This window comes from Geobacillus sp. CCR (genome assembly GCF_052906625.1).
The window spans coordinates 80,289-94,863 of the sequence record NZ_JBREBQ010000002.1; the positions used below are offsets into that span (position 1 = coordinate 80,289).

At 53.8% G+C, this 14,575-nt stretch carries 16 protein-coding genes; 1 reads left to right on the plus strand and 15 read right to left on the minus strand.

Features of this window, described 5'->3' with window-relative positions; translation table 11 throughout:
* Positions 1 to 51 precede the first annotated feature (51 nt).
* The gene (locus tag ACVBDQ_RS01650; RefSeq protein WP_011231957.1) at positions 52 to 1,002 is read left to right on the plus strand and encodes a 4-hydroxy-3-methylbut-2-enyl diphosphate reductase; all 951 of its coding nucleotides are present in this window, start codon (positions 52 to 54) and stop codon (positions 1,000 to 1,002) included.
* An 81-nt stretch (positions 1,003 to 1,083) separates the two neighbouring features.
* Here ACVBDQ_RS01650 and ACVBDQ_RS01655 read toward each other — a convergent pair whose 3' ends face one another.
* From ACVBDQ_RS01655 to ACVBDQ_RS01725, 15 genes are all read right to left on the minus strand, one after another.
* Entirely contained in the window at positions 1,084 to 2,205 is a 1,122-nt protein-coding gene (locus ACVBDQ_RS01655) for a Nif3-like dinuclear metal center hexameric protein (RefSeq protein WP_011231958.1), read from the minus strand.
* Positions 2,202 to 2,906: a tRNA (adenine(22)-N(1))-methyltransferase gene (locus ACVBDQ_RS01660; RefSeq protein WP_011231959.1), complete on the minus strand. Its 705-nt coding sequence runs from the start codon at positions 2,904 to 2,906 to the stop codon at positions 2,202 to 2,204. Before ACVBDQ_RS01660 ends, ACVBDQ_RS01655 begins: the two co-directional genes overlap by 4 nt.
* Before the next feature lie 144 nt (positions 2,907 to 3,050).
* Positions 3,051 to 3,413, minus strand: coding sequence for a cytochrome c550 (gene cccA, locus ACVBDQ_RS01665; RefSeq protein WP_011231960.1), 363 nt, complete (start codon positions 3,411 to 3,413; stop codon positions 3,051 to 3,053).
* Between the two features lie 108 nt (positions 3,414 to 3,521).
* The gene (locus tag ACVBDQ_RS01670; protein WP_023634655.1) at positions 3,522 to 4,037 is read right to left on the minus strand and encodes a hypothetical protein; all 516 of its coding nucleotides are present in this window, start codon (positions 4,035 to 4,037) and stop codon (positions 3,522 to 3,524) included.
* 73 nt (positions 4,038 to 4,110) lie between these two features.
* Positions 4,111 to 5,238 (minus strand): RNA polymerase sigma factor RpoD, encoded by a 1,128-nt coding sequence (gene rpoD / locus ACVBDQ_RS01675; RefSeq protein WP_011231962.1) that lies wholly within the window; start codon positions 5,236 to 5,238, stop codon positions 4,111 to 4,113.
* Positions 5,239 to 5,272: 34 nt separating this feature from the next.
* A complete protein-coding gene (gene dnaG / locus ACVBDQ_RS01680) occupies positions 5,273 to 7,069 on the minus strand; it encodes a DNA primase (RefSeq protein ID WP_011231963.1) in 1,797 nt (598 codons plus the stop codon).
* Positions 7,070 to 7,602: 533 nt separating this feature from the next.
* Positions 7,603 to 8,403, minus strand: coding sequence for a pyruvate, water dikinase regulatory protein (locus ACVBDQ_RS01685; RefSeq protein WP_011231964.1), 801 nt, complete (start codon positions 8,401 to 8,403; stop codon positions 7,603 to 7,605).
* A gap of 22 nt (positions 8,404 to 8,425) precedes the next feature.
* Positions 8,426 to 9,049, minus strand: a complete 624-nt coding sequence (locus ACVBDQ_RS01690; RefSeq protein WP_272945229.1) for a helix-turn-helix transcriptional regulator — start codon at positions 9,047 to 9,049, stop codon at positions 8,426 to 8,428.
* A gap of 72 nt (positions 9,050 to 9,121) precedes the next feature.
* Positions 9,122 to 9,910: a DNA repair protein RecO gene (gene recO / locus ACVBDQ_RS01695; RefSeq protein WP_011231966.1), complete on the minus strand. Its 789-nt coding sequence runs from the start codon at positions 9,908 to 9,910 to the stop codon at positions 9,122 to 9,124.
* Between the two features lie 31 nt (positions 9,911 to 9,941).
* Positions 9,942 to 10,085 (minus strand): YqzL family protein, encoded by a 144-nt coding sequence (locus ACVBDQ_RS01700; RefSeq protein WP_011231967.1) that lies wholly within the window; start codon positions 10,083 to 10,085, stop codon positions 9,942 to 9,944.
* A 101-nt stretch (positions 10,086 to 10,186) separates the two neighbouring features.
* Complete coding sequence (era, locus tag ACVBDQ_RS01705) at positions 10,187 to 11,095, minus strand: GTPase Era (RefSeq protein WP_011231968.1); 909 nt, start codon at positions 11,093 to 11,095, stop codon at positions 10,187 to 10,189.
* Positions 11,088 to 11,486 (minus strand): cytidine deaminase, encoded by a 399-nt coding sequence (locus ACVBDQ_RS01710; RefSeq protein WP_021322326.1) that lies wholly within the window; start codon positions 11,484 to 11,486, stop codon positions 11,088 to 11,090. The genes era and ACVBDQ_RS01710 overlap by 8 nt, the downstream gene beginning before the upstream one ends.
* 123 nt (positions 11,487 to 11,609) lie before the next feature.
* Positions 11,610 to 11,963, minus strand: coding sequence for a diacylglycerol kinase family protein (locus ACVBDQ_RS01715; RefSeq protein ID WP_011231970.1), 354 nt, complete (start codon positions 11,961 to 11,963; stop codon positions 11,610 to 11,612).
* A complete protein-coding gene (gene ybeY / locus ACVBDQ_RS01720; RefSeq protein WP_011231971.1) occupies positions 11,963 to 12,433 on the minus strand; it encodes an rRNA maturation RNase YbeY in 471 nt (156 codons plus the stop codon). Before ybeY ends, ACVBDQ_RS01715 begins: the two co-directional genes overlap by 1 nt.
* Positions 12,430 to 14,532 carry an HD family phosphohydrolase gene (locus tag ACVBDQ_RS01725; protein WP_011231972.1) on the minus strand — a complete coding sequence of 701 codons (2,103 nt, stop codon included), beginning with the start codon at positions 14,530 to 14,532 and terminating at the stop codon, positions 12,430 to 12,432. Before ACVBDQ_RS01725 ends, ybeY begins: the two co-directional genes overlap by 4 nt.
* Between the last annotated feature and the right edge of the window lie 43 nt (positions 14,533 to 14,575).

Genomic DNA, 14,575 nt, shown 5'->3' on the forward strand with positions numbered 1-14,575 from the left:
ATAATGGAAGGTGAACAACCGCCGCACAACCGGCGGCAGGGAGGGAATATGATGGAAGTGATTAAAATTACCCCGCGCGGGTATTGCTACGGGGTGGTCGATGCAATGGTCATCGCCCGCAACGCGGCGTTGGACCCATCTTTGCCGCGTCCGATTTACATTCTCGGCATGATCGTCCATAATAAGCACGTCACGGACGCGTTTGCCGAAGAAGGCATCATCACGCTCGATGGAGAAAATCGTTTGGAAATTTTGGAAAAAATCGACCAGGGCACCGTCATTTTCACCGCCCACGGCGTCTCACCGGAAGTAAAAAAACGAGCGCTCGAAAAGGGACTTGTCACGATTGATGCGACATGCCCCGATGTGACAAAAACGCATCGGCTCATCGAACAAAAGCTCGCCGATGGCTACGATATTATCTATATCGGCAAAAAAGGACATCCGGAACCGGAAGGAGCGGTCGGCATCAATCCGGAAAGAATCCATCTTGTGGAAACCATTGATGATGTCGAACGGCTGTCCATTCACAATGAGCGCATCATGGTGACGAACCAAACGACGATGAGCCAATGGGACGTCGCCGACATCATGGCGAAAGTGAAAGAAAAATACCCGCACGTGGAAATGCATAAAGAAATTTGCCTGGCCACCCAGCTTCGACAAGAGGCGGTCGCTGAGCAGGCGAAGGAAGCCGATGTGACGATCGTCGTCGGCGACCCGCGCAGCAACAACTCGAACCGCCTCGCCCAAGTATCGGAAGAGATCGCCGGCACGAAGGCGTATCGCGTCGCTGATGTGACGGAAATCGACATCAACTGGATTAAAGATGCGAAAAAAGTCGCTGTCACCGCCGGCGCTTCCACCCCGACGCCGATTACGAAAGAAGTGATCGACTTTTTGGAGCAGTTTGACCCGAACGACCCATCGACATGGAAGAGGGAACGGAAAGTGCCGCTGCAAAAAATCTTGCCGAAAGTGAAAACAAAGAAAGAAGAGTGACGGTTGTTTCATCCATAAAGAGAGGCTGTCTTGGACAAACGGTTGAACCGCTCATCCAGGACAGCCTTTTTCGTTGGCCGTTCATACGAACTGAAACGGATCAGTATGGACGCTGGAAGCAACCACTTCTGCCTCCCATTGACGTTTCGAGAGCTCAGTGATTAAGTATCGGGCTACGCCTTCTTTCATGATTTTTTCTACATTATGTCCCGGATCAATGATGTGAAGGCCGAGCGCTTGGGCGTCATGGGCGGTGTGGTAATACACATCCCCTGTCACGTATACGTCCGCCCCGGCCGATGCGGCGGCAGCGACAAACTTATTCCCATCCCCGCCAAGCACCGCGACCGTTTGCACAAGATCATCCAGCCGGCCAACGACGCGCACCGCCGGAACGGAAAACGCCGTTTTCACCTGCTCGGCAAAAGCGCCAAGCGTCACCGGCTGCGGCAGCCGGCCAATGCGCCCGAGCCCGAAGCGGCGGCCTTCATTGTCAAGCGGATAGATATCATAGGCCACTTCCTCATACGGATGAACAGCCAGCATCGCCTGAATCGCTTCCCGTTCAAGAGAGGCCGGCACGATCGTTTCGATGCGCACTTCCTCAACTTCCTCGAGCCGCCCTTGCTCGCCGATGAACGGCCGCGCCCCTTCGTGCGGCAAAAACGTGCCGACGCCGCGGCTGTTGAACGTGCAATGGCTGTAGCGGCCGATATGCCCGGCGCCGGCATCGCCTAAGGCCTTCCGCACCACCTCAGCATGCGTCACCGGCACATAAACAACGAGCTTTTTCAACGGTTCGGTATACGTCGGCACAAGCACAGCCGTATCGTTTAAGCCGAGCGCCTCGGCAAGCCAATCGTTCAGACCGCCATCGGCCACATCCAAATTCGTATGGGCGGCGTACACCGCAATGTCATGCTTGATGCACGCGGCGATCATCCGCCCGTGCCCATCATCAGTCAGCAATTGCTTCAGCGGGCGGTACAGCGGCGGGTGGTGGGCGATGATTAAATCCACTTGCTGATCGATCGCTTCGACAACGACATCTTCGAGCACATCAAGAGCGATCATCACTTTTTTGACCGGCTTGTTTAGCGTCCCGATTTGCAGACCGATCCGATCCCCTTCCATCGCCAACTGTTTCGGAGCAAGCTGCTCAAGAAGCTGAATGATTTCATAGCCGTACGGAACGCGGCTCATAACAACGCCTCCTCCACCAATTGAACTTTTCTCTCCAGTTCACGCTTTTTCCGCTCAGCCGCTTCACTTTGCCCTTTGGCCGTCAAATCAGCGATGATCCGTTTCCAATTTTCAATCTCGCGCTTCCACTTTTCGCGGAACACCTCGCTGTTTTCCCGGCGCAAAAACGGTCCAAGGAGCAGCTCCGCCTCAAGATGTCGGTAAGGCCGTCGGGGGGCGCCAGGCTCGGCGACGAGTACTTCATAAATTTGCCCATCTTCTTTCAAAATGCGCTCAGCCACGAGCTCCCACCCATGATCAAGAAGCCAACGGCGAACAAGTTCCGCACCGATGTTCGGTTGCAAAATGAGCCGTTTGACACCGGCAAGCTTTTCCTTTCCGTCGCCCAAAATGCGGGCGATAAGCGCCCCACCCATGCCGGCGATCGTGATGCAGTCCGCCTCCCCCGGGGCAAGGATCGAAAGCCCATCCCCTTTGCGCACGGAAATGAGATGAGAAAGCCCGGACTTCTCGACTTGCTGCTGCGCTAGGCGGAACGGTCCGTCCGCCACCTCGCCGGCAATGGCTTTTGATGCGCAGCCGTGCAAGCAGGCATAGCAAGGCAAATACGCATGATCCGACCCGATGTCAGCAAGCACCGCCCCTTTTGGAATGAATGAGGCGACCGTTTCCAGCCGTTTCGACAGGCGAAATTCGTTCATAGCACCGCAATGGCAACCAACCTTCCGCCACCTGCAGCGCGAAGGCGGTTCGCCTTCCCCTCCTTTCCTCTCCAACACCGCGCGCCTCTATTGTACTAAACAAAACATCCCCTTGCCAAAAAGCAAAGGGATGTTCACCATCCATTATTTTAAACCGGCGAGCCATTTCGCCATGGCATCGGCTTTATCCGCCGGCACAAGCCCTGGCGGCATGTTGCCGCGCCCGTGTTGGATGACGTCTTTAATTTGGTCCATCGACAGCCGTTGCCCGACCCCTTTCAACGATGGACCGACGCCGCCTTCATAGTTTTGGCCGTGACAGCCAGAACACGTTTGTTGGTAAAACTGTTCTGGGTTGAATTCGGCCGTTTGTTCCGTTTTTTCGCCGCCTTTTTTCTCTTTGGCCATTTCCTTCGCATCGCCTAGCCCTTTAAACGACAAGACGAACGTCAGCACAATCCCGAATGCCATGATGATGAAAAACGGGATGAGCGGATTGCGGTTCATCTCTTTTACCTCCCTTATGTATAATGAAGAACGCTGCAAACAATTTTATTTTACTGTAAATAATGGACAAGGAAAAGCCCTAAGTTGCCGAAAAGGCAACAACACGCCTCAGCGCCACCAGATGGCGGCGGTTACAAGCAACGCCCCGCTGACAGCGGCGAGCGAAAAGTAGCGAAGGTGAAGCAGGCGGCCGACAACAAACCAGAGAACACAGTTTCCGAGCACGACAGCTACTAGCGCACCCGTTTGCCTGGGAAAATACCGATCAACCTCAAGAATGGATGCCATAAGCAAAATCCAGGCGCTTCCGATGAGCGGAAAGTGAAGGAGCTCTCGCTTGTTCCGCCACCGCCAACAAAAGAACAAGCAGGCAGCCAAAAATAGGGCGAAAAGGAGCGTTTGCAAAACGAATGACAATTCAGTAAAATAAATGACAAGAGCAGCGGCTGGAAGCAATAAACAGAGACCAGCGGCGAGCGAGCTGCGCCACCGTCGTCCGTGCGAACGGGCGTCTCCTTCCGTGTACAACGCGAGCAAATAGTCGCAATAATGTTCCGGCAGAAGGCGCGAACGTTTCCAATATTCGATTTCTTGGATGATCGTTTCCCGTCGTTGCCGATTCATAGATAGACCACCTTTCCCATAAAGAAAGAAAAAATAGTTTACTTCCGAAGAAGTAAACTATCGAACAAACCGGTCACTCTAAAAAGTCTTTCAGCCGTTTGCTGCGGCTTGGATGGCGCAGCTTGCGCAACGCTTTGGCTTCAATTTGACGGATGCGTTCGCGCGTCACGCCGAACACTTTGCCGACTTCTTCGAGCGTCCGCGTCCGTCCGTCGTCAAGCCCGAAGCGGAGACGCAACACATTTTCCTCGCGATCCGTCAGCGTATCAAGCACATCTTCGAGCTGCTCTTTCAACAGCTCGTAAGCAGCGTGCTCGGATGGCGATGTCGCGTCTTGGTCTTCGATGAAATCGCCAAGATGCGAGTCATCTTCCTCGCCGATCGGCGTCTCGAGCGACACCGGTTCTTGAGCGATTTTCAAAATTTCCCGCACTTTTTCCGGTGTCAAATCCATTTCCTCGGCGATTTCTTCCGGCGTTGGTTCGCGCCCGAGGTCTTGGAGCAATTGCCGTTGGACGCGGATCAGTTTATTGATCGTTTCGACCATATGAACCGGGATGCGGATCGTCCGCGCCTGATCGGCGATCGCCCTTGTGATGGCTTGGCGGATCCACCAGGTCGCGTACGTGCTGAACTTGTAGCCTTTCCGATAGTCAAACTTTTCGACCGCCTTGATCAGCCCCATGTTCCCTTCTTGAATCAAATCAAGAAAGAGCATGCCGCGGCCGACATACCGTTTGGCGATGCTGACGACGAGGCGGAGGTTCGCTTCCGTCAGCCGGCGTTTCGCTTCTTCATCGCCTTGCTCGATCCGTTTCGCCAGCTCGATTTCTTCTTCCGCCGACAACAGCGGCACGCGGCCGATCTCCTTCAAGTACATGCGCACCGGGTCATTGATTTTGACGCCGGGAGGAACGGACAAGTCATTTAAGTCGAATTCTTCCTCTTTGGCCAAGTCGTCGATGTCCGGATCGGCCTCAAGGTCGGATTCGCTGATCACTTCAATGCCCTGCTCAGCGAGGTATTCATAATACTCATCCATCTGGTCGGAGTCCAAATCAAAGCCAGACAACCGCTCAGCGATTTCCTCATAGGTGAGGATCCCCCGCTTTTTGCCGAGCTCAGCGAGTTGCTCTTTCACTTGTTCAAGCGATTCGCCGGCAGCTTCAGCCTGCTTTGATTGGGCTGGTTTTTCAGCCATTTCATTACCTCCTTTAAAAACTCATACCACCATGTTATGAAGAAGATAACATTTTTTTCATCTCAATCATCTCTTTCGCGATGCGGGCGGCCGTCAAAAAGTCTTTTCTTCGCTCCGCTTCCGTCTTTTCTTGCTCTTTTTCCTTTAGCATTAACCATTTCGGGTGATTCAACACATGCCGGATGCAATCGGCAAGCTCCCGATCGGAAACGTCGTCTGCGACCAACAAAAGCGACAGCTCGCTCGCCAGCGTCCGCAACTCGCCGGGAAGCCGAGACATGAGCGCGCTGGGGTCGGCTTCATGCCCCTCTTCGTAAAAGGCGTAAATGTAAGCAGCCAACGCCCGATGCTCTTCGATATTAAATCGGCCGCCGACCTGCTCCTGAACGATGAACGCCACATCGCGGCTCCGCATCATATGGGCAAGCAGCAACCGCTCGGCATTTTGAAAGGCCGGAAGCAATTTTTTCGTCAATGCCGGCCGGACCGGTTTTCCGCCGTCATTCACCTGCGGCTTTGGCTGTTCCGGCTTGGAGCGGGACAACTGTTCGTAAAGCGCGGAGAGCGACAACGAAAACTCATCCGCAAGCTGGCGCATATAATAATCTTTTTCCACCGGGCTCGACAGCTTGCTGATTTCTCGGAGCGCTTCCTCGATATAACGGAGCCGGTCGCCTTCTTCCTGCAAATTTTTTCCCCGCCGCAAACGATCCATTTTAAACGCCATGAGCGGCCGGGCGGCGGCGATCTCTTCGGCAAAACGGTCGGCGCCGCAAGTGCGTATATATTCATCTGGATCCAGCCCGTCCGGGAGCAACGCTACCTTCACGCGGCACCCGAACGCGCTCAATTGTTCGGCGGCGCGCCAGGCGGCTTCCGTTCCGGCGCTGTCGCCGTCATAGCAAATCGTGACCGTTTCCGCATGGCGGCGCAAAATGCGTGCCTGCTCCTCGGTCAGCGACGTTCCCATCGTTGCCACCACATAGTCAACGCCGGCCTGCACGGCAGAGATGACATCGGCAAACCCTTCAACGAGCAGCGCCTCTTGACGCTTGCGGATTGACACGCGCGCCTCGTGAAAAAAATACAAAAGCGTGCCTTTGCGGAAAATCGGCGTTTCTGGGCTGTTCATGTACTTTGGTTGCCCGTCGCCGAGCAGACGGCCGGAAAAACCAACCGTCTCGCCGCGATGATCATGGATCGGAAACATAATCCGATTCCGGAAGCGGTCGACGTATCGCCCGTCTTCTTTTTTCACCAACAAGCCCGCCTTTTCCATCAACACCAACGGAAACGAACGGCTCTCCAGCAACCTGACGGCGGCATCAGGAACATCCGGCGCATAGCCGATTTCAAATCGGTCGATCGTTTCTTTTGTCCACCCGCGCACCTGCAAATAATCGAGCGCGGCTTGTCCTTCTTTTGTATGGACAAGCAAATGATGGTAAAATCGTTTCAACAACGTGTGTGCTTCGACCATCGCCTTCGCCTCGTCGGCCCGGCTGCCATCACTCCCGCGGCTGTCCAGCTCATAGGCGGACAAGTCGATCCCTGCTTTGGCCGCAAGACGTTTCGCCGCTTCCACAAACGGAATGCCTTCGATATCCATTAAAAACGTAAAGGCATTCCCCCCTGCCCCGCAGCCGAAGCAGTGGAAAATTTGCTTTTCTGGGGAAACGGAAAACGATGGCGTCTTTTCTCCATGAAACGGGCATAAGCCAAAATAGTTGCGGCCTTGCTTTTTCAACTGGACGTATTCGCCAATGACGTCAACGATGTCAACGCCGCGGCGGATGGCTTCAATCGTTTCCTCGGGAATGCGATGTCCCATACGAACAACCCCGTATCGTATTTATTCTCGGCAGCAAGCCGATTTTCCTTTCCATTTCGACAAATTTTTTCAAAACGTTCGTTTCGCCCCCTTGCCCGTAAAGTCGGCTGGCTTGATCATCCGCTTCCCGCCCCTCAGCCCGCCGTCTGGACAAAGATTCATCAGAGCGGTGCATCTCGAAGATGCGCTTCGGTATATTATATTTCAGCAAGAAAAAGAAAATTTCACTTTTTTCTTGATGATCTTATGCAGCAGATGACCGCGCTCTCAAAGCAAGGGTTGCTTTACACCTCCTATTATTCTACACCATCGCAAAAAAATCCTGCTTTTTTGCCGAATGATTGACAACTTTGTCGAAAATCTTTTTTTCGTTCTTCTTGACAAGCGGCTATAAATAGTTTACTCGTCTCATGGCCGCTCTAAACCTATATAGGTCATTTTTCTCGCAATTTTTTATTATAATATAAATCGCGGCAATATGCCATAAGAAAACGCACGACTCCAAATCAAGAAATCGTGCGGATGAGGCGAAGCTAGCGCTTCAACTTTTTCATAATGATGCTCGCCGTCTCTTCGACCGCCTTGTTCGTCACATCGATGACGTCGCAGCCGATTTTTTTCACGACTTCATCAAAATAAGCGAGCTCCTCTTTGATTCGATCCATATTGGCGTAAATCGCCTGGTCGTTCAGGCCGAGCGATTTCAGCCGCTCGCGGCGGATCGAAAGCAGTTTATCCGGACTGATTTTCAAGCCGAAGCATTTCCCCGGACCGACTCGAAACAGCTGCTCCGGCGGCTCGACCTCTGGAACGATCGGCACATTCGCCACTTTCAACCGCTTATGCGCCAAATATTGCGACAGCGGTGTTTTCGATGTGCGCGATACGCCGATGAGCACGATATCGGCGCGCAAAATGCCGCGCGGGTCGCGCCCGTCATCGTATTTGACGGCAAATTCGATCGCTTCAATCTTTTTGAAGTAATCTTCGTCAAGTACGCGCACTTGACCCGGCTCATATCTTGGCGTCAGCTGGAACAAATGGCTCATCTTTTCAATGAGCGGACCGATGATATCGTATGCGACGACCCCTTCGCGCGCCGCTTCGGCGAGCAAGAATTCCCGCATCTCCGGAACGACGAGCGTAAACGCGATAATGGCGCGGTTCATTTTCGCTAAAGCGACGACTTCAGCCAATGTCGTTTTATCTTCCACATACGGGACGCGTTTCACTTGAATCGGCGAGGCGTGAAACTGGCTGGCCGCCGCTTTGACGACAAGCTCGGCCGTTTCCCCGCCGGAATCGGATACGACGTAAACAAGGCGCTGGTTCATTCTTCTCCTCCTTTGTTTGGATTTAGTCCTCTTTGGCTAGCGACACGAATGCTTTCGTTATATTCGTTTTCGTAATACGGCCGATCACTTCATATCCTTTCTCCGTTTTGCGCACGACCGGCATGGCATCGATCTGTTTTTCAATCAGCTGTTCAGCCACGTCAATGAGCGGGTCGTCCTTGTAGCAAACGGCGATGTTCGGCATCCGCGTCATAATAATATTGACCGGGATCGCCGTCAGTTCCTGCTTGCCGAGGCTTGCGCGCAACAAATCTTTGCGCGACAAAACGCCCGCAAGCAACGACTCGTCATCGACGACAAACAGCGTGCCGACGTCCTCTAGAAACATTGTGACGATCGCATCATAGACGCTCACATTCTCATTGACGACAACCGGAATCGATTGGTAATCCTCGACTTTCATCTTTTTCATTTTATCGGCGAACAGCTGCTTGCCGGTTTTTCCCGTATAGAAATAGCCGACGCGCGGCCGTGCTTCCAAGTAGCCAGCCATCGTCAAGATGGCCAAATCCGGCCGCAGCGTCGCCCTCGTTAAGTTCAGTTTCTCAGCGATGCTTTCTCCGGTGATCGGCCCGTAGTCTTTCACAATTTGCAAAATCTGCTCTTGGCGTTTATTTAGTTCGATCGTCGTTCACCACCTTGCCAAAAAAGGTCCCACACGCTATCACTCTCATTTATATTATACTACACGCCCCATTCACAATGAAAATGATGCTCCTTGCCCTCCGTCGGGGCTGAGCTTGTCTTTCAGTTCACCGATTTGCTGCAAAAAACGCTTCGTCTTCAGCGACAGGCCGGCATATTCATCATAATAGGCGGACAATACGGCGCCCAGCTCCATCTTTGTGCTTTCTTTCACCGATATGGATCCAAGCCGAGCAAGATCGATATGAAAAAAGAGGCGCAACAGCCGGACGGAAGCCGAAGAGAGCGGGAACCGATGGGGATCGGACGCCTCGCAGCGATGGCAAAGGAAGCCCGCCTCCTTGACGGAAAACGAGAAGCGCCCCTCCGTCGCCCCGCAGCGGGCACAACGGTCCAGCACCGGCGGAATGCCAAGCACTGCAAGCATTTTCATTTCGTAAATGAACGTCAAAATCTCTAAATCGCGGCCTTCGCTCATATATTGTAGTGTCTGCAAAAGAAGCTCAAACAAGTACGGATTGCGCTTTTGCTCTTCCGTGCTTTTGTCGGTGAGCTCTACAATATACACCGCATAGGCGGCGGCAAACAAATCTTCGCGCAGTGCCCGCATCGAGTCGATGAGCTCTCCCTGGTGAAGAACGCCGACGCCGCGGCTGCGGCGGATGACATAATGGCCGTATGAGAGCGGCTGCGTAACAGCAGAAAGGCGGCTGCTTGGCTTTTTCGCTCCCCTTGCCATCGCAGCCACCTTTCCCCATTCTCGGGTAAACAATGTAACAATTTTATTTGTTTCGCCATAATCGACCGTCCGCATAACGATCGCTTCACACGTTTCGAACATCCCATCACCACCGCTTCTACCAACAACGATGCTACGAGATCGGCTGGTCGATTTCTTTCTGTTCAGCGTTTTGCTCTTCACCGCCAAACTGTTGCTCTCGTTCCAACTCTTTAAATAGGAGGTACGTGTCGATATTGCCTGTTTGGCTAAACAACTTCCACGTAAACTCAAGCATGGAATGACACCTCTTTCCGCCTGCAGGCATTGCGTATTGGTGGTTTACCTATAGGTTGGCTCAGGCAAAAACGGTTTATGTCGCGTAAAATTTTCTAACCGTCAATACTCGTCTTCACGGAACCCGAAATCACGCAGCTGCGAAAGGCGGTTGCGCCAGTCTTTTTGCACTTTGACCCACAGTTCCAAAAACACTCTTGACCCAAGCAGCGCTTCGATGTCAGCGCGCGCCCGCTGTCCGATTTCCTTCAGCATCCGGCCTTGCTTGCCGATGATGATTCCTTTTTGCGAATCGCGCTCCACAACGATCACCGCGCTAATATACACCGTTGGCGACCCTTCTCGCCGCTCGATGCGTTCGACGACGACAGCAATCGAGTGCGGAACTTCCTCGCGCGTTAAGTGAAGCGCTTTCTCGCGAATGAGCTCGGCGATGATAAACTGCTCCGGATGGTCAGTAATCTGGTCCGGCGGATAATATTGCGGCCCTTCCGGCAGCCGCTCTTTAATTTGCTCAAGCAGGCGGTCGACATTGTTCCCTTCAAGCGCCGAAATCGGCACGATTTCAGCAAACGGGTACAAATCTTTGTATCGGTCAATGAGCGGCAGCAATTCATCCGGATGGACGCGGTCGATCTTATTGATGACTAAAAACACCGGGGTGTCCACTTCTTTCAGCCGTTCGATGATGAACGCCTCACCGCGCCCAAATCCTTCCTCGGCATTGACCATAAACAAAATCAAATCCACTTCGCGAAGCGCATTGAGCGCCACTTTCATCATAAAGTCGCCGAGCTTATGCTTCGGTTTGTGCACCCCAGGCGTGTCGATAAAGATGATTTGCGCGTCATCGTCCGTGTACACGCCTTGAATCTTATTGCGCGTCGTTTGCGGTTTATCGCTCATAATCGCGATTTTTTGCCCGATGACGCGGTTTAAAAACGTCGACTTTCCTACGTTTGGTCTTCCGATAATGGCAACAAATCCTGATTTGTATCCTTCTTTACGCATGCAAATCCTCCGCTGAAAAAGCTTCTGGCAGCAATTCGCTGACTGTCATGACTTTCACATCGCCTTTGAGGTTGGCTAAAATGACTTTCATATCGCCGTGGCAAAGTTCGGCGATCACTTGGCGGCATGCGCCGCACGGCGGCACCGGGCGGGGAGTGTCGGCGATGACCGCAAGAGCAGTGAACTCCTTCTCCCCTTCCGAATATGCCTTAAACAACGCGGTCCGCTCCGCACAATTGCACACGCTGTAGGCGGCGTTTTCAATGTTGCAGCCGCGGTACACACTGCCGCCTTTCGTCAACAGCGCGGCGCCGACTGGAAACTTCGAGTACGGCACGTAGGCGAGTTCGCGCGCTTTTTTCGCTTCGACAATGAGCTGCTCAATCTCCACGAGTTGACTCTTCCTTTCCTGCAAGCAAACGCTGCTTTCTTTTATTTTACAAAAAAACGCCATCCATTTCATCATTTGAAATCAAAATGTAACAGAAAAATTCGAATTTTCTCTCTCATTCGTTTAGCGAAGATGCGGCCAAAACAGCAAAATGCCGATCACAACCGCAAATCCGGCCGCCGCGAGCACCGCCGCGGCAGCGATGTCTTTCGCCGCTTTCGCCAACGGATGAAACTCACCCGTCGCCAAATCGACGGCGCGCTCAATAGCCGTGTTGACAAGCTCAAGCGCAATGACCGTGCCGACCGCCATGAGCAGCACGATCCACTCCCAGCGCGACAGCCCAACGACCCACCCGGCGGCAAAGACGACAACAGCGGCCGCCAAGTGGAAGCGCAAATGAGCTTCCTCTTTCACCGCCGCCTTCATTCCCGCCCACGCCCAAGCAAACCGGTCTCGCTCTCGTTTGCCGCGCATTATCTTGTCAACCCGAACCTCGCCAAGATGTCTTCCTGCTTGGCGAACATGACGCGCTCTTCCTCTTCTGTCCCATGATCGTAACCAAGCAGGTGCAAGAAACCGTGCACAGCCAAAAACCCGAGCTCGCGCATGAACGAATGTCCATAGGCTGCCGCCTGCTCTTTTGCCTTCGGAATCGAAATGACGATATCGCCGAGCACCGGCGGCATATCAGCGCCGACGATGTGAACCTCTTCTTCCCCTTCCTCCTCAAGAGCAAACGAAAGCACATCGGTCGGCGCATCTTTGCCGCGATAGTCGCGATTCATCGCGCGGATGCGTTCGTTGTCCACAAATGTGACGCTCACCTCCGCCCCGTCCGGCACGTTTTCAAGGGCCGCCGCCTCGGCGAGCAGCCGCTCGATCGTCTCGATTTGCTCAGCGGTCACCTCGTTCGTTTCATCTAGAAAATCAATGTGAATGGTCATGCATGCTTCACCTTTTCCTTTCGTACTTCTGGGTATTCGATGCGCGAATGGAAGACGCCGTTTAAAGTCTCGCAAAGCGAACGGGCGACGAGTTCCAACTCCTTCAGCGTAATGTCGCACTCGTTCAGCTGGTTGTCCTGCAAGCGATCAGCGATGATCGACCGGACGATCTTCTCGATTTTTTCCTGCGACGGGTTGGATAGCGAGCGAACAGCCGCTTCGACGCTGTCGGCGATGTTGATGACCGCCGCTTCTTTCGTCTGCGGCTTCGGCCCGGGATAACGAAACTCCGCTTCCGAGACAAACTCGGTTTGCTCGCGCGCCTTATGATAAAAATACTTCAGCAGCGTCGTGCCGTGGTGCTGTTCGGCGATGTCGATGATCTCCTTCGGCAGCCGGTGCTTGCGCAGCAAAGCGACGCCGTCGGCGACATGGGCAATAATAATATTTTTGCTCAACTGCGGCGACAAATGGTCATGCGGATTGCCGCCTATTTGATTTTCGATGAAATAGCGCGGCCGCTTCGTCTTGCCGATGTCATGGTAGTAGCAGGCGACGCGCGCCAGCAAGCCGTCGGCGCCGATCGCCTCGCACGCCGCTTCGGCCAAATTGGCGACCATAATGCTATGATGGTACGTCCCCGGCGCTTCAGTGAGCAACTTGCGCAAGAGCGGATGGTTCGGATTGGACAGTTCAATGAGCCGAAGCGGCGACAAAATGCCAAACGCCGCCTCCAACACCGGCAAGAGACCGATCGTCAAAATGGCAGAAAAAACCCCTGAGGCCGCCGCCATCAGCACCAACAAGCCGATTTCCGTCGGCGAATAGCGGCCGTTTTTTAACAGCAACAGCGAAAAAAGCGAAACGATATTGACCGCGGCGACAAACACGCCGGCCCGCCAAATGTTCGCTTTCGCCAGCTCCTTTGGCAGACAAAACGTCCCGGCCAAGCCGCCGGCAAGAAAGTAAACAATCAACGACACCGACACCGCGCCGGCCGTTCCAATTTCCTCATTGAACAGCAAACTGCCGCACACTGCTCCGATGATGGTCGTCATCATCGCGAGCCGCTCTCCGAGCAAAATGCGGACGAGCATCGGCCCGAACGCCGCCGGCACAAGGTAACCGATGGAAACAGCGCCGCTAGATGGCAGAAGGCGAATGAGCGCCATTGTCGTCATCATCAACGCAAAAATGGCTGTATAAAGCGACAGCTTTTCATTCGTCGTTTCCGTCCGAAAATAATAAATGAGCGGAGCAAGCAGCAACAAAACGAACACCAAAAGCCCAGCGGCGGTCCAAGACGGACGCCCGCTCTCAAGCAAGCCGACCAGCTCGAGCCGGCGGTAAACATCATTCGTGATAAACTGTCCTTCCTCGACGATCACTTGCCCTTGCAAAATTTTCACCGGCTTCACTTCATCCATCGCCTGCCGCCGTTTTTCTTCCGTCGCCGCCCGATCGTAGACGACGTTCGGAATGACCGCCTGTCGGCAAAGCTTCGCGACCGCCTCGCGAAGCGGCGGCGACAGCGCAGCGTATTCAAGCTCTTTGGCCGCTTCCGCCCGCGCCGTGTCAAGTTCCGCTTGGGAAATGCGCTCGCTCATGACGGCATGCACCGCGGTCAAGGCGGCTTCCTTCGCCGTCTTGAGCTCCTCCGGCGAGGCGGCAAGCAGCCGTTGCCATTCAGCGGCAGACAGATAGGCAAGCCATTCCGGCGGCAGCCGTTCCTCAAGTTTGGCGATCATATCGCCGAGCGGGCGGTCCGGCTCCGCCTCGCGCTGCACGCTTTCAATCGCGGCAAACAGCGAGGAAAGAAGGTCGACCCGGTTTTCGGCATATTCTTTTTTTAACGTATAGACATCCGCTACTTTCGCCGCCGCCTCTTCTTTCAGCTTGGCGGTCGCCTCTTTGTCCTCGACCGTCACCGGCGAACGGATCGTTTCCTTCGCGACGTCAAACAGGCGCAGCTCATACTGGCGCGGCTTCACTTGCCAATACAAAACGGCAAACAACAGAACAGCCAAAAGCAAAAACAGCCAAAAGCGGACAAAGCGGACTGTTTTTGTCCGCTCAAGAAAAAAACGAAACCTTCCCACCGGTTTTCCCCTCGCTTTGCAAGAAAAGACCGATCCCGTCGCT

What these genes read in the sequence shown, in the direction of transcription:
- ACVBDQ_RS01655 (WP_011231958.1), bottom strand. Translation starts at nt 2,205, where the DNA reads ATGAGCCGCGTTCCGTACGGCTATGAAATCATTCAGCTTCTTGAGCAG.
- cccA (WP_011231960.1), bottom strand. Translation starts at nt 3,413, where the DNA reads ATGAACCGCAATCCGCTCATCCCGTTTTTCATCATCATGGCATTCGGG.
- recO (WP_011231966.1), bottom strand. Translation starts at nt 9,910, where the DNA reads ATGTTCGAAACGTGTGAAGCGATCGTTATGCGGACGGTCGATTATGGC.
- dnaG (WP_011231963.1), bottom strand. Translation starts at nt 7,069, where the DNA reads ATGGGACATCGCATTCCCGAGGAAACGATTGAAGCCATCCGCCGCGGC.
- ACVBDQ_RS01700 (WP_011231967.1), bottom strand. Translation starts at nt 10,085, where the DNA reads ATGCTTGAGTTTACGTGGAAGTTGTTTAGCCAAACAGGCAATATCGAC.
- ACVBDQ_RS01650 (WP_011231957.1), top strand. Translation starts at nt 52, where the DNA reads ATGGAAGTGATTAAAATTACCCCGCGCGGGTATTGCTACGGGGTGGTC.
- era (WP_011231968.1), bottom strand. Translation starts at nt 11,095, where the DNA reads ATGCGTAAAGAAGGATACAAATCAGGATTTGTTGCCATTATCGGAAGA.
- ybeY (WP_011231971.1), bottom strand. Translation starts at nt 12,433, where the DNA reads ATGACCATTCACATTGATTTTCTAGATGAAACGAACGAGGTGACCGCT.
- ACVBDQ_RS01715 (WP_011231970.1), bottom strand. Translation starts at nt 11,963, where the DNA reads ATGCGCGGCAAACGAGAGCGAGACCGGTTTGCTTGGGCGTGGGCGGGA.
- ACVBDQ_RS01660 (WP_011231959.1), bottom strand. Translation starts at nt 2,906, where the DNA reads ATGAACGAATTTCGCCTGTCGAAACGGCTGGAAACGGTCGCCTCATTC.
- rpoD (WP_011231962.1), bottom strand. Translation starts at nt 5,238, where the DNA reads ATGGCTGAAAAACCAGCCCAATCAAAGCAGGCTGAAGCTGCCGGCGAA.
- ACVBDQ_RS01670 (WP_023634655.1), bottom strand. Translation starts at nt 4,037, where the DNA reads ATGAATCGGCAACGACGGGAAACGATCATCCAAGAAATCGAATATTGG.
- ACVBDQ_RS01685 (WP_011231964.1), bottom strand. Translation starts at nt 8,403, where the DNA reads ATGAACCAGCGCCTTGTTTACGTCGTATCCGATTCCGGCGGGGAAACG.